Raw genomic sequence first — 16,620 nt, forward strand, 5'->3', positions numbered from 1 at the left:
AAATGCTGGCATGAACCTATGAGTGGGGTGTCAAATGGATGAAAGAAAACCGGAAGACGAGCTGAAACCCGATCCCAGCGATCGTCGTCCTGTTCGCGCGCAGAAATCCGCAGAGTACGATAACGATCCGCAGATTAACGTTGATGATATTGACGTTGATGATGAGGATGATCGTCGTCCTGCCCGGCGTCGCAGCCGGGAAGAGCGCGAAGAGCCAGAGATGTCACTTGATGATGACACCCTTCTGGATGAAGAAAACCAGGAAGACGATGACGCGGAGCCTGCCGTAGAGCGCCGCCGTCCGCGTAAGAAAGCCCCTTCCCGGGCCCCCGCTTCCCGCCAGCGCCTGATGATGGGCGTGGGTATTCTGGTGCTGCTGGTGCTGATTGTCGGCATTGGCGCGGCCCTGAAGACCCCCTCTTCAGACGCGGAGACCGCCTCTCAGGGTGGTGAGAAAAATATTGATCTGGCATCCCCTGCCGGTGACAGCACTGCCCCGGCAGCACAGCCTGCTCCTGGTGTTGTGGATCAGACTGCGGCCAACGGGCAACAGCCTGTACAGCCTCAGCAGGAAGTGACACTGCCTCCGGTCTCTTCACAGCCGACCCTCAGCCAGCCTGCCACCGCGCCTGCTGGTCAGCAGCGTGTAGAAGTGCAGGGTGATCTGAACACCGCCCTGACCCAGCCTGCGGGCCAGCAGGTGAATCAGGTCGCCAGCACCGCGACACTGCCGACCCAGCCCGCTACGGTTGCGCCGGTCAATGGTCAGCGCCATCAGTCAGTGGTACGTACCCCTGCTGAACCGGTCGCCCCGGCCAGCCAGCGCCGTGAGCCGGAACCGCGCAAAGCACAACCCGTGCAGAGCAAACCGCAGGCCGTTGTTAAAAACACCGTTACTGAGCCGAAAACCGTTGTGAAGGCCGCCCCGGCGCCGGCACCGGTAAAAGAGACAGTAAAAGCCCCGGTGAAAGAAACCGTACCGGCACAAACGGCGAAAACCACGCCGGCTGCCACAACCGCCCCGAAAGCTACAGCACCGGCAGCAGCAACGGAAACCGCATCAAAAGCGGCCCCGGCAGCAACTGCAGCAGCAACAGCGGGTGCTGCGGTATCCAGCGGGAATGTTGATGCACTGAAAACTGCCCCCTCCAGCCACTACACGCTGCAGCTGAGCAGTTCGTCAAACTACAACAATCTGAACGCCTGGGCGAAAAAAGAGAACCTCAAAAACTTTGTGGTGTACCAGACTAAGCGTAATGGCCAGCCCTGGTATGTACTGGTGAGCGGTGTTTATGCCTCGAAAGAGGATGCTAAACACGCGGTCTCTTCCCTGCCGGCAGATGTGCAGGCGAAGAATCCGTGGGCCAAGCCTATTCATCAGGTTCAGTCCGATCTGAAACAATGATATAAAGCGCAGGATGCTGTCGGAGCTTCTCCCTCAGCTGGAGAAGGTGTAAATAGTCGGACGGCATGAAAAAGAATCGCGCTTTTCTGAAATGGGCAGGGGGCAAATACCCCCTGCTCGACGAGATCAAAACTCATCTTCCTGAGGGTGAGTGTCTGGTAGAACCTTTCGTCGGGGCGGGGTCGGTATTTCTGAATACCCACTATGACCGCTATATTCTGGCCGACATTAATGCCGATCTGATCAATCTTTACCGCATCGTACAGACGCAGGCGGATGCCTATGTGGCGGAAGCCCGCAGGCTGTTTGTCCCCGAGCGTAACGAGGCGGACAGCTATTACCAGATTCGGGAAACTTTCAACCGCAGCAGCGATTTGTTTGAGCGCGCGGTGCTGTTTTTATATCTTAACCGCCACGGTTACAACGGCTTGTGCCGCTATAACCTGAAAGGGGCGTTTAACGTGCCCTTTGGCCGCTACCGTAAACCCTATTTCCCGGAAGCGGAGCTTTACGGGTTTGCCGAGCGGGCCCGCAATGCCACCTTTCTTTGTCAGTCCTATGATGTCACTATGAACAGTGCGTCTGCCGGGCAGGTAGTGTATTGCGATCCCCCTTACGCACCGCTGTCGGACACGGCAAACTTCACGGCCTACCACACCAGTGGCTTTTCACCGGAGCAACAGCAGGAGCTGGCCCGGCTTGCCGAATCACTGGTCGCGCGGGGCGTATCGGTACTGATTTCTAACCACGACACCCAGCTGACCCGCAAATGGTATCACCAGGCGGCAGCGTTAAATGTTGTGCAAGTGCGGCGTAATATCAGCAGAAATGGCGGCGCGCGTAATAAGGTGGACGAATTACTGGCGCTGTATAAAGCCTGAACCGGTTCGTCCCTTGCAGAGTAGACCATTCACCTGGAGAAACGGATGAAACAGTTTTTGATTGCCCCATCGATCCTTTCGGCTGATTTTGCCCGCCTGGGCGAGGATACGGCGAAAGTGCTGGCCGCCGGGGGCGACGTGGTTCACTTTGATGTTATGGATAACCACTATGTTCCTAACCTGACCATGGGCCCGATGGTGCTCAAGGCGCTGCGCGATTACGGCATCAGCGCGCCCATCGATGTGCATTTAATGGTCAAGCCAGTCGATCGTCTGATCCCCGATTTTGCCGCCGCAGGCGCCAGCATTATTACCTTTCACCCGGAAGCCTCAGAACATGTTGACCGCTCCCTGCAGCTGATCAAAGAGCACGGCTGTAAAGCGGGGCTGGTCTTAAACCCGGCCACACCGCTGAACTGCCTTGACCATGTGATGGATAAGCTGGACGTGATTTTGCTGATGTCCGTAAACCCGGGCTTTGGTGGGCAGTCGTTTATCCCCCATACCCTGGAGAAGCTGCGCCAGACCCGGGCGCGGATTGACGCCTCCGGCCTGGATATCCGCCTTGAGGTCGATGGCGGAGTGAAAACCGGTAATATTGCACAAATCGCCGCCGCCGGGGCCGATATGTTTGTCGCAGGCTCGGCGATTTTTGGCCAGCCGGACTACAAAAAAGTTATCGATGATATGCGTAGTGAACTGGCAAAGGTACGTCATGATTGAGTTTAATCAGATTAAAGCGGTGGCCTTCGATCTGGATGGCACCCTGGTAGACAGTGCGCCAGGCCTGGCCCAGGCCATGGATAGCGCCCTGTATGCCCTTGAATTACCGCAAGCCGGTGAAGCCCGGGTAAAAAACTGGATTGGCAACGGTGCCGATGTGCTGGTTCAGCGGGCTGTGGACTGGGCTGTCCGGGAGAAGAAAGCCCAGGATGAGCAGAAAGCGGCCAACACCGGGCTCCCGGTGGTGGTGCACCCGACAGTGCCGGAGAGTGAGCGCGCCATGATGCTGCGTAAACTGTTCGACCGCTATTATGCAGAGTGCGCGGCGAGCGGCAGCAGCCTGTTCCCGGCAGTAGCCGAAACCCTGGCGGCCCTGAAACAGACCGGGCTGCAACTGGGTCTGGTGACCAATAAACCCACGCCGTTTGTCCGCCCGCTGCTGGAATCGCTGCATATTGACCACTATTTTGATGTGGTTATTGGCGGCGATGATGTGCAGCACAAGAAGCCGCACCCGGAAGCACTGCTGCGCCTGCTGGCGCAGTTTGGCCGTCAGGCCGGTGAGATGCTGTTTGTGGGCGACTCACGCAACGATATTCTGGCCGCTCAGGCCGCCAGCTGCCCCGCAGTGGGGCTGAGCTATGGATACAATTACGGTGAAGCTATCAGCCAGAGCAACCCCGATATGGTGCTTGATAGCTTCAGTGATCTTTTGCCCGCTTTCGGGCTCCCGGTAAATGAACATCAGGAATAAAAAAATGAGTAAGCCTATTGTCTTTAGTGGCGCGCAGCCATCAGGTGAATTGACCATCGGCAACTATATGGGAGCGTTGCGTCAGTGGGTAAACATGCAGGATGATTACCACTGCATTTACTGCATCGTTGACCAGCACGCCATTACGGTGCGCCAGGATCCGCAGGCGCTGCGTAAAGCGACCCTGGATACCCTGGCCCTGTATCTGGCCTGCGGTATTGATCCGCAAAAAAGCACTATTTTTGTCCAGTCCCATGTTCCGGAACACGCGCAGCTTGGCTGGGCGCTCAACTGCTACACCTACTTCGGTGAGCTGAGCCGTATGACCCAGTTTAAGGACAAATCTGCCCGCTATGCGGAGAATATCAACGCCGGTCTGTTCGACTACCCGGTACTGATGGCGGCAGATATTCTGCTGTACCAGACCAACCAGGTACCGGTTGGTGAAGACCAGAAACAGCACCTTGAGCTGAGCCGCGATATCGCCCAGCGCTTTAACGCCCTGTATGGCGAGGTGTTTAAAGTGCCGGAGCCGTTTATTCCGAAATCCGGCGCGCGGGTGATGTCGCTGCTGGAGCCGACCAAGAAAATGTCCAAGTCTGATGACAACCGCAATAACGTCATCGGCCTGCTGGAAGATCCGAAATCGGTGGTGAAGAAGATCAAACGTGCGGTGACCGACTCTGACGAGCCGCCAGTGGTGCGCTATGACCTGCAGAACAAGGCGGGGGTTTCTAACCTGCTGGATATTCTGTCTGCGGTAACCGGCCAGAGCATTGCGGAGCTGGAGCAGCACTTTGAAGGCAAAATGTACGGCCACCTGAAAGGGGAAGTGGCGGAGGCTGTCTCCGGTATGCTGACAGAGCTTCAGGAGCGCTATCACCGCTACCGTAATGATGAAGCCTTCCTGCAGCAGGTGATGAAAGACGGGGCCGCGAAAGCCCGCGTTCACGCCTCAGAAACCCTGCGCAAAGTGTACGATGTGATTGGCTTTGTCGCCCATCCGTAAGCTATCGTACCCTGTTAAAAAGGCTCCCCCGGGAGCCTTTTTTATTATCAGTGGTTTGAGAACCAGTTGAGCTTATCGCGCAGGGCCACCACCCGGCCAACGATAATCAGTGCCGGGCTGGCCACTTGCCCGGCCAGCTGTTCAAGCTGCTCGAGGGTGCCGCTAACCACCCGCTGGCGCACTGCGGTGCCGTTTTCGACCAGCGCAACGGGCATATCCGCTTCCATACCGTGGGCCAGCAGCTGGCGCTGAATTGTACCCGCCTGGCTGAGGCCCATATAAAAGACCAGGGTCTGCTTTTCGGCGGCCAGGTTGGCCCAGTCCAGCTCGCCCCCGGTCTTCAGGTGCCCGGTCACCAGGCGCACGCTCTGGGCGTAGTCCCGGTGGGTGAGCGGGATCCCCGCATAAGCGGAACAGCCGGAGGCGGCAGTAATGCCCGGCACCACTGAGAAGGGAATATTTTCCGTACACAGGGTTTCCAGCTCTTCCCCGCCACGGCCAAAAATAAACGGATCGCCGCCTTTCAGGCGCACCACCCGTTTGCCACTGCGGGCTTCGCGCAGCAGGATCTGGTTGATTTCATCCTGGGGGACACAGTGATAACCGGCGCGTTTGCCCACGAATACCCGGTCGGCATCCCGGCGCACCAGGTTCATAATCTCATCTGAGACCAGCCGGTCATAGACCACCACATCCGCCTGCTGGATCTGCTGTAGCCCTTTGAGGGTCAGCAGGCCAGGATCGCCGGGGCCTGCGCCCACCAGCACCACTTCGCCCCGGTGGTCGAGCGGCTCGCTGAGCAGCGCGTCGGTTGCCTGCTCTACGGCGCGGAGATCCTGGTTCGCCAGTGACTGGGCCAGCCGGTCATTTACGAAGAATTTCTCCCAGAAGCGGCGGCGTTCGGCCACGGTTTTAAAGCTCTGTTTTACCCGGTTGCGCAGGGCCCCGGCATAGCTGGCGACCTGGCCCAGATGCTGGGGCAGTAATGATTCCAGTTTTTCGCGCAGCAGGCGCGCCAGCACCGGTGAGGTGCCGCCGGAAGAGACAGCCACCATCAGCGGCGAGCGATCGATAATCGACGGCATAATAAAGCTGGCCCGGGCGGGGGCGTCCACCACATTACAGAAGATGCGCCGCTGTTCCGCCTGGTGGCTGACTTCCTGGTTAACGGCGTCATCATCTGTGGCGGCGATAGCCAGCCAGCAGTTATCCAGCAGGTGAGGGGCAAACTCACCTTCGGCCAGCGTCAGCGCCTGAGCGCTGGCCCAGACATGGAACTGGGGAGTAAACGCCAGTGCGTTGACCGTCAGACGGGCACCGGCTTCCAGCAGGAGTCGCGCTTTGCGCTCTGCAACATCACCACCACCAACCAGTAAACAAGCCCGGTTTTGCAGCTGACAAAAAATCGGCAGATGATCCACTGTAAACCTCAATAAATACAGGAAAGGACGCGCAGACCTGACCGCGCGACGCCTAGCATAACAGCAAGCCGTCGCGGGTAATATAACGAGTGGTTATTAGACATTACCCCTTCATGGTGAAGGGGCATGCGGGTTACAGCCGCACCTGGACGTTACCGTTCTGTACCCGGGCTTCAAAGTGGGCCACAGAGCGGCTTTCATCTTCCATGCACAGACCGTCGCGCAGGCGAAAACGCTGTTTTTTCAGCGGGCTTGCGACCCACAGCTCGTTCTGGTGCTCGGCAATGATGCCCCGGGAAAGCACGCTGGCTTCAAAAAACGGATCGATATTGCTGATGGCGAAGACCTGCTCATCGTTACGCGGGCGGAACAGCGCAACCTGCTGAGTGCCCACCAGGGCACAAACACCGGTGGCGGGCAGAATATCGGTTAACGGGCAGACAGTGGTCCAGGCGCTCATGCTTTTTCCTCCACAAGGGTGACCGGGATGCGTTCATGCGGGGTGGCCGGGCGGTGCTGGGCACGCTCTGCCACCATCTGGATGTTCGGATCGCGCTGCGGGCTGTTAATGAAGTGGCGGAACCGTACCTGAGCCTGGGGGTTATTGACCGTTTCGGCCCATTCGCAGTGGTAGGCGGCGCGCAGTTTTTCCACCTCCGCTTCCAGCTGGTCGTTGATCCCCAGCTTGTCGTCGATTATTACGCTGCGCAAATAGTCGATACCGCCTTCCAGGTTGTCCATCCATACGGAGGTGCGCTGCAGTTTATCTGCCGTGCGGATATAGAACATCATAAAGCGGTCCGTGTAGCGCACCAGGGTTTGGGCGTCGAGATCGGCGGCCAGCAGGTCCGCGTGGCGCGGTTTCATCCCGCCGTTACCGCAGACATACAGGTTCCAGCCTTTGTCGGTGGCGATGATCCCGACATCTTTCCCCTGGGCTTCAGAGCACTCGCGGGTACAGCCGGAGACGCCAAATTTCATTTTGTGCGGGGTGCGAATGCCTTTGTAGCGGTTTTCCAGCTCAGCCCCCAGGCCTGCGCTATCGTTAACACCGTAACGGCACCAGGCGCTGCCGACGCAGGTTTTCACCATGCGCAGGGCTTTGGCGTAGGCGTGGCCGGTTTCGAAGCCTGCCTCTGTCAGCTGGCGCCAGATCTCCGGCAGATCGTCTTTTTGCGCACCAAACATGGCAAGGCGCTGGGAGCCGGTGATTTTGGTGTACAGGTTAAACTGCCGGGCGACTGCGCCCACCACCATCAGCCCTTCGGGGGTAATCTCGCCACCCGGTGAGCGCGGAATAACGGAATAGGTGCCGTCTTTTTGCAGGTTTGCCAGGAAGTTGTCGTTAGTCTCCTGAAGCGGGACTTTGTCCGGTTGCAGAACATACTCATTCCAGCAGGAGGCCAGCAGCGAGCCGACGGTCGGTTTACACACTTCGCAACCGTAGCCAGTGCCGTATTTCGCCAGCAGTGCGTCAAAGGTTTTAATGCCTTCGACGCGGATCAGGTGGTAGAGCTCCTGGCGGGAGAACGGGAAGTGTTCACACAGGTTGTGGTTTACCTCGATCCCCTGTTTTGCCAGCTCCGCATTCAGCACCTGGGTGACCAGAGGAATACAGCCGCCGCAGCCGGTTCCGGCTTTGGTTTCCGCCTTCAGGGCCGCCACTGTATGGCAGCCACGGTGAATGGCGGCAATCAGGTCGCCTTTGCTGACATCAAAGCAGGAACAGATCTGGGCGCTGTCCGGCAGGTTGTCCACGCCGATGGCGGGCTTCCCGCCGCTGGCATAGGCAGGCAGGATCAGGGTGTCCGGGTGCTCCGGGAGGGGGATGCTGTTGAGCATCAGCTGCAGCAGGTTGCCGTAGTCGCTGGTGTCGCCCACCAGCACGGCGCCGAGCAGGGTTTTGTTGTCGGCGCTGACGTTAATTCGCTTGTAGACCCCGGTGCTTTCGTTCAGGAAGACATAGCTGCGGGCCCCCGGTGTGCGCCCGTGGGCGTCGCCAATCCCGCCCACATCAACACCGAGCAGCTTCAGCTTGGCGCTCATATCGGCACCGGTAAAGGCGTTCTCATGGCCGAGCAGATGGTCAACGGCCACCTGGGCCATTTTGTAGCCCGGTGCTACCAGGCCGAAGGTGCGCTTTTGCCAGCTGGCGCATTCGCCGATGGCATAAATATCCGGGTCAGAGGTCTGGCAGCTGTCGTTAATGGCTATCCCGCCGCGTGGTGCTATCTCCAGCCCGCACTGGGCGGCCAGCTTATCCCGGGGGCGGATCCCGGTGGAGAAGACAATAAAGTCCACTTCCAGGCTACTGCCGTCGGCAAAGTTCATGGTCTTGCGGGCGCTGCTGCCCTGCTGAACAATCGACTGGGTGTTTTTGCCGGTGTGGACAATAACGCCCATCTCTTCGATTTTACGGCGCAGCTGTTCGCCCCCCTGCTGATCAAGCTGTTCGGCCATCAGCATGGGTGCGAATTCAATCACGTGGGTCTCCACCCCGAGGTGTTTCAGGGCACCGGCGGCCTCCAGCCCCAGTAACCCCCCGCCCACCACGGCGCCCCGTTTGCTGCGCCGGGCGCAGGCTTCAATGGCGTTCAGATCTTCAATGGTGCGGTAGACAAAACAGTCGGCGGTGTCGGCCCCTTTGATGGGGGGCACCCAGGCCCAGGAGCCGGTCGCCATGATCAGCTTGTCATAGAACACGCTGCGCCCGGCGCTGGAGTGGATCACTTTTTCTTCGCGGTTAATGGTGATAGCCCGCTCGCCTGTCAGCACCTTAATGTGGTTTTTTTCGTAGAACCCTTCCCGGACCAGGGAGAGCTCTTCGGCCGTGTGGTGGGAAAAGTAGGAAGAGAGGTGCACGCGATCGTAGGCGATGCGCGGCTCTTCGCAGAAAACGGTGATTTCGAACTGCCCGGGTTCTGATTTATCGAGAAGATCTTCAATAAACCGGTGGCCGACCATCCCGTTACCGATGATAGCGAGTCTGACTTTGCTCATTTTTGCCTCAGTATTTTTTCTCTTACTGCCTACCTTAACGATTCAGCAAAGTGAATTATTGATGCAAATCAAATACGCCTTTAGGTACTACTTTGGTGGTATATGGCTGATTTTATTGTGTTTTTGTAAGCTACGGAAATGGATGGATTTTCACCGCTTACGATTTTGAACATATTTGAGTCGGTGTCCGGCTGCGGGATGTGCTATCACTCACCACAGTGTCAGATTTAATGAGGAGTTACCATGTCAGCACCGTTATGGCTTATTCAGAATGTCCGGCTGGCGGATAAAACCGGGCTCTGGCAGATAGCCATTGAGCAGGGGCGCTTCGGGGCGATAACGCCAATGGGCGCAGAGCGCCACGAAAGCTATGAGGTTCTTAACGGCCGGGGCGGGCTTGCCATTGCGCCGTTTATTGAGCCCCATATTCACCTTGATACCACCCAAACCGCCGGGCAGCCTGCCTGGAACCAGTCCGGCACCCTGTTTGAGGGGATCGAGCGCTGGGCCGAGCGTAAGGCCCTGCTCAGCCATGAGGATGTTAAAGCCCGGGCCTGGAAAACCCTCAAGTGGCAAATGGCGAACGGCATCCAGTATGTGCGCAGCCATGTGGATGTGTCAGACCCCTCCCTGACGGCGCTGCGCGCCCTGCTGGAAGTTAAGCAGGAAGTGGCCCCGTGGATAGATCTGCAACTGGTGGCCTTTCCCCAGGAGGGGATCCTGTCCTACCCGGACGGCGCCGCCTTACTGGAAGAGGCGCTACAGCTGGGGGCCGATGTGGTGGGCGCCATACCGCATTTTGAATTTACCCGTGAGTACGGTATCGAATCGTTGCATATCGCCTTTGCGCTGGCCCGCAAGTATAACAAGCGGATTGATATCCACTGCGATGAGATTGATGACGAACAGTCGCGCTTTGTGGAAACCGTCGCCGCCCTGGCGCTGCGCGAAGGTATGGGGGAGCGGGTGACCGCCAGCCACACCACGGCGATGCACTCCTATAACGGGGCCTATACCTCACGCCTGTTCCGGCTGCTGAAAATGTCGGGGATTAATTTTGTGGCGAACCCGCTGGTCAATATTCACCTCCAGGGGCGCTTTGATGACTACCCGAAACGGCGCGGGATCACCCGGGTTAAAGAGCTGCTGGAACACGGGATCAACGTCAGCTTTGGCCATGACGATGTGTTTGACCCCTGGTATCCCCTGGGAACGGGCAACATGTTGCAGGTGCTGCATATGGGGCTGCATGTCTGCCAGATGATGGGTTACCAGCAAATTAATGATGGCCTGCGGCTGATAACCCACAATAGCGCCCGGACCTTCGGGGTGACGGATTATGGCATTGCCACCGGCAATACGGCGAATTTACTGATTCTGCCCGCGAAGGATGGTTTTGATGCGCTGCGTCGCCAGGTGCCGGTACGCTGGTCGATTCGCCAGGGGCGGGTTATCGCCACCACCCAGCTTTCCCAGACCTGGGTACAGACAGACAGCGGCGGCGAAGAGACCGATTTTAGCCAGTGATCCCCGCCGGGCGGCGGGGAGAGTCACCGTCAGTGGGGCATCCGGGTTACGGAGTCGCGCAGCTGGCGGTGGCGGCTCACAAAGCCCAGCAGGAAGCACATCACAAAGACCACCGCATACAGGCCGTTTGCGGTGAACAGGGCCGCCTGCGGCCCGCTGTGGGCAACAATGGGGCCGGTGACCACGAAGGTCAGCATGGTGCCGATGGTGCCACAGGTCAGCACCACGTTAACCAGCTTCGGAGAGGCCACCCGGGTCTGGAGCGAGGCAAGGGTAATCACCGAGGTGTAAATCGCACTGGAGAAGAAACCCAGCGCCAGAATAAACAGCGGCATATGGTCAGTGCTGCTGGTGATAAAACCGTACATCAGCGCACAGGCCAGGGCCGCCAGCACCGTGAGCAGGCGCTGCAGATCAAAGAAGCGCAGAATCACGCTGAACGCCCACATGCCGAACATATAGGACATCCAGAAATTGCTGACCAGCTGCCCGGCGTCGTGCAGATTCATCCCGAGGGTTTTGGCGTATTCCGGCACCCAGGAGATAAACCCCAGCTGGCCGAGGATATAGCACATGGCGGCAATGGAGAGAAACAGCACGCCAGGGCCCCACTTCTCTTTCACCACCGGCTGGTCACTTTGCGCCGCGTGTTTACCCAGCGCCGGAAACTCACTGCCGAATGTCAGCAGGAAGATAGCCACATAGACCAGGCCAATACAGGCATAGACCCAGTACCATTCGATACTGCGGGCCAGTAAAAAGGCGGCCAGTATCGGGAAGATCATCCCCGCCATGCTGAAGAACGAATCGGTAAACAGCAGTCGGGAGCCGCGCTGGCGCCCTTCATAGAGATGGGTGATAAGAAATGTGCCGATAGACATGGTGATACCGCTCACCAGGCCCAGAACAAACATCGACGCGGAGAAGATCGTCAGGTTATGGCCCAGCATCAGCCCGGCCACCGCCAGCAGCATCAGCAGGAAACCAAAACGCAGCTGGGTTTTCAGCGGGACGATTTCCATTAACCAGGCATTGAGGAAAATAGAGATAAGGATCCCGGCGTTGAGGAAGGTGAAGGTGTTGCTCATGCGGGAGACGGGCAGGTTAAAGTACCCGGCAATATCACCCATTACCATGCCGGTCACGATGACCAGGGCACCGGTAAGCGCGTACGAGAAAAAACTTATCCATGTGAGCCTGATACGATTGCTGTTAGTCATAGGGAGCCTGTGAATAGAACGGTAAAGCGCCTTGACAGCGCGGTAAACGGGCAGATTTTAGTCACAAGCGTGATCTATTCAAATCTTTTATGTATTTGGCGTGTATTGCTGTCATTTAATATTGATGTCTGTCACAAAAAACTCCCCAGGGAGGCGGCGCGGACCCCAGGGGGTGAAGGGGGGCGCTATCCGGCGTAACCCGTGCTTACAACGTAAAGGCTGGTAAATGCCTGGTATGATGCTAAGGTGCTTCTTAGAATTGACAGCCATTCTGCCCACTCTTGTTTTTAAAGGAATCTTTCATGCTCAAATCTACTCTGGCGGCGGTCGCCACCGTTTTTGCGCTTTCGGCAATGGCGCCTGCTGCCCTGGCTGCCGGTAATGATCCCCATGTCCTGCTGACCACCTCTGCCGGGAATATTGAGCTGCAGCTGGACGGCGAGAAAGCGCCGGCCACGGTGAAAAATTTTGTTGATTACGTTAACAGTGGCTTTTACAGCAATACCGTTTTCCACCGCGTTATCCCGGGCTTTATGATTCAGGGCGGGGGATTTACCGCCGACATGAACCAGAAGCAGACCCGTGCGCCAGTTAAAAACGAGGCGGATAACGGCCTGCGCAACACGCGCGGTACTATCTCTATGGCCCGTACCGCCGACAAAGACAGCGCCACCAGCCAGTTCTTTATTAATGTTGCGGATAACGCCTTCCTTGATCACGGCCAGCGCGACTTCGGCTATGCGGTATTTGGCAAAGTGGTGAAGGGGATGGACGTGGCTGACAAGATTGCCCAGGCGCCAACCAGCAATGTGGGCCCTTACCAGAACGTGCCGTCCAAACCGATTGTCATCCTGTCTGCTAAAGTTCTGCCTTAAGGGCAGGATCCCTTCTGCGGGTGCTGTGGCACCCGTTTTGCTTCCTGAATATCGCCCTTTCTGACGCCCCGTGCACCCGGCAGGGCCGGGAATTGCTGCTTATACTTGTGGCATCCATCCACGACAGACGGGGGCCCTATGGGCAGAAAACTGACTGACCGGCAAAAAACACGGCTCTGGGAGCGGGTGCGCGCGCGTAATTTTCAGGCCAGCCAGCAGCTGGAGGGGTTTACGGCTCCCCTGGTGATCCCGGACCCGGCGCACCCCCTGGAAGAGGCGCTGAAAGCCGCGAGGAGGCGCTATGGCTGAGATGAACGACACGTTCGGCGAAGTGCGCGACCCGTATTTCTGGTCCGGCAGTGAGGTACTGCGCAACCGGCTGGATATCCGCGATGCCGCGCGCCTGCAGGAGGCGGAAATGACCTTCAGCGCGCTGCGGGTGACAACACTGGGGCTGGGGCCGGTGCGCCGCGGGCTCCCCCACCTGTGCCATATCCACCACCAGCTGTTCCAGGATATCTACAGCTGGGCCGGTAAACTGCGCGAGGTAGATATTTACCGGGGCGATACCCGGTTTTGCCACTTTGCCTACCTGGAAAAGGAAGGGAACGCGGTGATGCGTGGCCTGGAGGAGGAGAATTACCTGGCGGGCCTGGAGCAGGATGCCTTTACCCGGCGTCTGGCGCACTTTTACTGTGAGGTGAATGTGCTGCATCCGTTTCGTACCGGTAATGGCCGCGCCGAGCGGATCTTCTTTGAGCAGCTGGCGATCCACGCCGGGTACAGCCTTGACTGGCGCGGGCTGGATATTGCCCGCTGGCGTGAGGCAAACCAGCTGGGGGCGATGGGGGATCTGGCCCCGCTGGTGACCATATTCAGTAAAGTGATAAGCGCTGCGCACGAAACTGAGTAGAATGGCCGGGTTTTACATAGACCCGGAGCGACCATGCTGCTGTTGATCGATAACTACGATTCGTTTACCTGGAACCTGTATCAGTATTTTTGTGAGCTGGGAAGTGAGGTGGTGGTCCGGCGCAATGACACCCTGAGCCTTGACGAGATAGCCGCCATGGGGCCAGAGAAGCTGGTTATCTCCCCGGGCCCCTGTACCCCGACCGAAGCGGGGATCTCCCTGGCGGCAATTACGCATTTTGCCGGGCAGCTACCCATACTCGGTGTCTGCCTGGGCCACCAGGCCATAGCCCAGGCGTTCGGTGCCCGTATTGTGCGGGCCGGGCAGGTGATGCACGGTAAAACATCGCCGGTGACGCATCATCATCAGGGGGTTTTTCATGGCCTGAATAACCCGCTGACTGTCACCCGCTACCACTCGCTGGTGGTGGAGCCCGGCTCCCTGCCGGACTGTTTCGAGGTGACCGCCCGTAGCGATGACGGTGAAATTATGGGGATCCGCCACCGGGAGTGGGATCTGGAAGGGGTGCAGTTCCACCCGGAAAGCATCCTCAGCGAGCAGGGCCACGCGCTGCTGGCCAATTTCCTCAGGCGCTGAATTTTTATTGCCATTAAATGATTTTTTATGCATATTTTGTGATTATCTTTTCATGTCGCAGTACGCATAAAATGGATGGTCACGAATGGCAACTGAACAATCAGCAATTACCCGCGCTACTTTTGATGAAGTTATTCTGCCGATTTATGCGCCGGCAGAATTTATTCCGGTAAAAGGCCAGGGAAGCCGGGTGTGGGATCAGGCCGGGAAAGAGTATATCGATTTTGCCGGGGGGATCGCGGTGACCGCGCTGGGGCATTGCCACCCGGCGCTGGTGGCGGCGCTGATCGACCAGGGGCAGACCTTATGGCACACCAGCAATGTCTTCACCAATGAGCCTGCCCTCACTCTGGGCAAAAAACTCACCGGGGCCACCTTCGCCGAGCGCGTGGTGTTCCTGAACTCCGGGACAGAGGCGAACGAAACCGCGTTTAAACTGGCCCGCTACTACGCAAGCACCCGCCACAGCCCGTACAAAACCAAAATTATCGCTTTTCACCACGCCTTCCATGGCCGCTCACTGTTTACCGTGTCGGTTGGTGGCCAGCCTAAGTATTCCGATGGCTTCGGGCCGAAACCGGCCGATATTGTCCATGTGCCGTTTAATGATTTAGCCGCCGTGAAAGCGGTCATCGATGATCATACCTGTGCCGTTGTGGTGGAGCCTGTCCAGGGGGAGGGCGGGGTCTGCGCGGCAACGCCGGCGTTTTTGCAGGGGCTGCGTGACCTGTGCGACGAGTACCAGGCCCTGCTGGTCTTTGATGAGGTGCAGTGCGGCATGGGCCGCTGCGGCGAGCTGTTTGCTTATATGCACTACGGGGTGACCCCGGACATTCTGACCAGCGCCAAAGCGATTGGCGGCGGCTTCCCGGTGAGCGCCATGCTGACCACCGAAGAGATAGCCTCTGCCTTCCATGTGGGCTCGCACGGCTCCACTTACGGGGGCAACCCGCTGGCCTGTGCGGTGGCGAATGCGGCATTTGATATTATCAACACGCCTGAGGTGCTGGGCGGTGTTCACCATAAACGGGATCTGATGGTGAAGCATCTGCACCGTATCGACGAGCAGTACGATGTCTTTAGTGATATTCGCGGTATGGGGCTGCTTATTGGCGCCGGGCTGAAGCCGACATTCCGGGGTAAGGCGCGGGATATTCTGTACGCCGCGGCAGAGGCCGGGGTGATGGTGCTCAATGCCGGGCCGGATGTGATGCGTTTTACACCGGCGCTCAATATTGACGACAGGGATATTGACGACGGGATGGCCCGCTTTGCGGATGCGGTTGCCCGGGTGGCTCAGGGCCTGTAGCAGGCAGAAAAAAGGCGCGTTGCCGGTGGCACGCGCCCTGTAAGACGGCGGGATTAACGGGTCCCGTAAACGACGATGGTTTTACCGTGGGCAGAGATCAGGTTCTGATCTTCAAGCATCTTCAGGATGCGGCCTACGGTCTCGCGGGAGCAGCCGACAATCTGGCCAATTTCCTGACGGGTAATTTTGATCTGCATACCATCCGGGTGGGTCATGGCATCCGGCTGTTTAGCCAGGTTCAGTAAGGTCTGTGCGATACGACCGGTCACATCCAGGAAGGCCAGGTTACCCACTTTTTCTGAGGTGACCTGCAGACGGCGGGCCATCTGTGAAGAGAGGCGCATCAGGATATCCGGGTTAACCTGAATCAGCTGGCGGAATTTCTTATAGGAAATTTCAGCAACTTCACAGGCTGTTTTGGCGCGTACCCAGGCACTACGTTCCTGACCTTCTTCAAACAGACCCAGTTCGCCGATAAAATCGCCCTGGTTCAGGTAGGACAGGATCATCTCTTTGCCTTCTTCATCTTTGATCAGAACGGCAACGGAGCCTTTGACAATGTAATACAGGGTTTCCGCCTTTTCGCCCTGATGAATCAGCGTACTCTTCGATGGATACTTATGAATGTGGCAATGGGACAAAAACCATTCGAGAGTCGGGTCGGTTTGCGGTTTGCCAAGCACCATGCGCAATTATCCTCTTGTTATCTTGACTCCAAAGCGCGGGTTCTGCCGTCTCTGGGGCTGCAATCGTTAAATAATCCCCACCCTGGGGTAACCGGCAGAGGGTCTGCCTCTGTGAACTGATGTTCCTGTTCGCGTATCCGCATTGTGCGGTGGGTGTATTGCTACACATCCTGGTTGTTTTAGCATAGGTTTCCGAAAGTGTCTCCTGTTGTCTCGCTTCAGCTTGACCCAGGTCGTCTTCTGTTGCCTGTTTTCTTTCAGGCGCATACCCTTGTAGAAAAGTTTTGTCCACGGAGTAAT

The 16,620-nt window shown here is 57.7% G+C and carries 16 protein-coding genes; 11 read left to right on the top strand and 5 right to left on the bottom strand.

What is annotated here, in order from left to right:
• The first annotated feature begins 34 nt into the window (after window positions 1–34).
• The 5 genes from damX to trpS all read left to right on the top strand — a co-directional run bounded on the left by damX (window position 35) and on the right by trpS (window position 4,772).
• Window positions 35–1,405 carry a cell division protein DamX gene (gene damX, locus EBL_RS01165; RefSeq protein ID WP_002444812.1) on the top strand — a complete coding sequence of 457 codons (1,371 nt, stop codon included), beginning with the start codon at window positions 35–37 and terminating at the stop codon, window positions 1,403–1,405.
• A 65-nt stretch (window positions 1,406–1,470) separates the two neighbouring features.
• Complete coding sequence (gene dam / locus EBL_RS01170; RefSeq protein WP_002444815.1) at window positions 1,471–2,286, top strand: adenine-specific DNA-methyltransferase; 816 nt, start codon at window positions 1,471–1,473, stop codon at window positions 2,284–2,286.
• A 45-nt stretch (window positions 2,287–2,331) separates the two neighbouring features.
• Complete coding sequence (gene rpe / locus EBL_RS01175) at window positions 2,332–3,009, top strand: ribulose-phosphate 3-epimerase (protein WP_002444817.1); 678 nt, start codon at window positions 2,332–2,334, stop codon at window positions 3,007–3,009.
• On the top strand, window positions 3,002–3,763 hold the full coding sequence (locus EBL_RS01180; protein ID WP_002444819.1) for a phosphoglycolate phosphatase: 762 nt from the start codon (window positions 3,002–3,004) through the stop codon (window positions 3,761–3,763). Before rpe ends, EBL_RS01180 begins: the two co-directional genes overlap by 8 nt.
• Before the next feature lie 4 nt (window positions 3,764–3,767).
• Complete coding sequence (trpS, locus tag EBL_RS01185; protein ID WP_002444821.1) at window positions 3,768–4,772, top strand: tryptophan--tRNA ligase; 1,005 nt, start codon at window positions 3,768–3,770, stop codon at window positions 4,770–4,772.
• A gap of 47 nt (window positions 4,773–4,819) precedes the next feature.
• Here trpS and cysG read toward each other — a convergent pair whose 3' ends face one another.
• The 3 genes from cysG to nirB all read right to left on the bottom strand — a co-directional run bounded on the left by cysG (window position 4,820) and on the right by nirB (window position 9,193).
• Complete coding sequence (cysG, locus tag EBL_RS01190; protein WP_002444823.1) at window positions 4,820–6,193, bottom strand: siroheme synthase CysG; 1,374 nt, start codon at window positions 6,191–6,193, stop codon at window positions 4,820–4,822.
• A 133-nt stretch (window positions 6,194–6,326) separates the two neighbouring features.
• Window positions 6,327–6,653 carry a nitrite reductase small subunit NirD gene (nirD, locus tag EBL_RS01195; protein ID WP_002444825.1) on the bottom strand — a complete coding sequence of 109 codons (327 nt, stop codon included), beginning with the start codon at window positions 6,651–6,653 and terminating at the stop codon, window positions 6,327–6,329.
• Window positions 6,650–9,193 (bottom strand): nitrite reductase large subunit NirB, encoded by a 2,544-nt coding sequence (gene nirB / locus EBL_RS01200; RefSeq protein WP_002444828.1) that lies wholly within the window; start codon window positions 9,191–9,193, stop codon window positions 6,650–6,652. Before nirB ends, nirD begins: the two co-directional genes overlap by 4 nt.
• A 243-nt stretch (window positions 9,194–9,436) precedes the next feature.
• On the opposite strand from nirB, the gene EBL_RS01205 reads away from it, so the two are divergent.
• Complete coding sequence (locus EBL_RS01205) at window positions 9,437–10,720, top strand: cytosine deaminase (RefSeq protein WP_002444830.1); 1,284 nt, start codon at window positions 9,437–9,439, stop codon at window positions 10,718–10,720.
• A gap of 29 nt (window positions 10,721–10,749) precedes the next feature.
• Here EBL_RS01205 and tsgA read toward each other — a convergent pair whose 3' ends face one another.
• The gene (tsgA, locus tag EBL_RS01210) at window positions 10,750–11,940 is read right to left on the bottom strand and encodes an MFS transporter TsgA (protein WP_002444832.1); all 1,191 of its coding nucleotides are present in this window, start codon (window positions 11,938–11,940) and stop codon (window positions 10,750–10,752) included.
• A gap of 302 nt (window positions 11,941–12,242) precedes the next feature.
• Here tsgA and ppiA point away from each other — a divergent pair, with 302 nt between their 5' ends.
• From ppiA to argD, 5 genes are all read left to right on the top strand, one after another.
• Window positions 12,243–12,815 carry a peptidylprolyl isomerase A gene (gene ppiA / locus EBL_RS01215; RefSeq protein WP_002444834.1) on the top strand — a complete coding sequence of 191 codons (573 nt, stop codon included), beginning with the start codon at window positions 12,243–12,245 and terminating at the stop codon, window positions 12,813–12,815.
• Between the two features lie 138 nt (window positions 12,816–12,953).
• On the top strand, window positions 12,954–13,124 hold the full coding sequence (locus EBL_RS19535) for a YhfG family protein (protein WP_002444836.1): 171 nt from the start codon (window positions 12,954–12,956) through the stop codon (window positions 13,122–13,124).
• A 1-nt stretch (window position 13,125) separates the two neighbouring features.
• Window positions 13,126–13,728, top strand: a complete 603-nt coding sequence (locus tag EBL_RS01220; protein WP_002444838.1) for a putative adenosine monophosphate-protein transferase Fic — start codon at window positions 13,126–13,128, stop codon at window positions 13,726–13,728.
• Window positions 13,729–13,761: 33 nt separating this feature from the next.
• Window positions 13,762–14,325, top strand: a complete 564-nt coding sequence (gene pabA / locus EBL_RS01225; RefSeq protein WP_002444840.1) for an aminodeoxychorismate synthase component 2 — start codon at window positions 13,762–13,764, stop codon at window positions 14,323–14,325.
• 85 nt (window positions 14,326–14,410) lie between these two features.
• Complete coding sequence (gene argD / locus EBL_RS01230) at window positions 14,411–15,634, top strand: bifunctional acetylornithine/succinyldiaminopimelate transaminase (protein WP_002444841.1); 1,224 nt, start codon at window positions 14,411–14,413, stop codon at window positions 15,632–15,634.
• Window positions 15,635–15,687: 53 nt separating this feature from the next.
• Here argD and crp read toward each other — a convergent pair whose 3' ends face one another.
• A complete protein-coding gene (gene crp / locus EBL_RS01235) occupies window positions 15,688–16,320 on the bottom strand; it encodes a cAMP-activated global transcriptional regulator CRP (protein WP_000242758.1) in 633 nt (210 codons plus the stop codon).
• Between the last annotated feature and the right edge of the window lie 300 nt (window positions 16,321–16,620).

Origin of the sequence: Shimwellia blattae DSM 4481 = NBRC 105725, from assembly GCF_000262305.1 — a bacterium.
Lineage (GTDB): Bacteria > Pseudomonadota > Gammaproteobacteria > Enterobacterales > Enterobacteriaceae > Shimwellia > Shimwellia blattae.

Bases quoted from the DNA above. Each gene is read 5' to 3' on its own strand.
- nirD (WP_002444825.1), bottom strand. From the start codon at position 6,653: ATGAGCGCCTGGACCACTGTCTGCCCGTTAACCGATATTCTGCCCGCC.
- EBL_RS01220 (WP_002444838.1), top strand. From the start codon at position 13,126: ATGAACGACACGTTCGGCGAAGTGCGCGACCCGTATTTCTGGTCCGGC.
- dam (WP_002444815.1), top strand. From the start codon at position 1,471: ATGAAAAAGAATCGCGCTTTTCTGAAATGGGCAGGGGGCAAATACCCC.
- tsgA (WP_002444832.1), bottom strand. From the start codon at position 11,940: ATGACTAACAGCAATCGTATCAGGCTCACATGGATAAGTTTTTTCTCG.
- ppiA (WP_002444834.1), top strand. From the start codon at position 12,243: ATGCTCAAATCTACTCTGGCGGCGGTCGCCACCGTTTTTGCGCTTTCG.
- EBL_RS01205 (WP_002444830.1), top strand. From the start codon at position 9,437: ATGTCAGCACCGTTATGGCTTATTCAGAATGTCCGGCTGGCGGATAAA.
- trpS (WP_002444821.1), top strand. From the start codon at position 3,768: ATGAGTAAGCCTATTGTCTTTAGTGGCGCGCAGCCATCAGGTGAATTG.
- argD (WP_002444841.1), top strand. From the start codon at position 14,411: ATGGCAACTGAACAATCAGCAATTACCCGCGCTACTTTTGATGAAGTT.
- EBL_RS01180 (WP_002444819.1), top strand. From the start codon at position 3,002: ATGATTGAGTTTAATCAGATTAAAGCGGTGGCCTTCGATCTGGATGGC.
- nirB (WP_002444828.1), bottom strand. From the start codon at position 9,193: ATGAGCAAAGTCAGACTCGCTATCATCGGTAACGGGATGGTCGGCCAC.
- crp (WP_000242758.1), bottom strand. From the start codon at position 16,320: ATGGTGCTTGGCAAACCGCAAACCGACCCGACTCTCGAATGGTTTTTG.
- EBL_RS19535 (WP_002444836.1), top strand. From the start codon at position 12,954: ATGGGCAGAAAACTGACTGACCGGCAAAAAACACGGCTCTGGGAGCGG.
- rpe (WP_002444817.1), top strand. From the start codon at position 2,332: ATGAAACAGTTTTTGATTGCCCCATCGATCCTTTCGGCTGATTTTGCC.
- pabA (WP_002444840.1), top strand. From the start codon at position 13,762: ATGCTGCTGTTGATCGATAACTACGATTCGTTTACCTGGAACCTGTAT.
- damX (WP_002444812.1), top strand. From the start codon at position 35: ATGGATGAAAGAAAACCGGAAGACGAGCTGAAACCCGATCCCAGCGAT.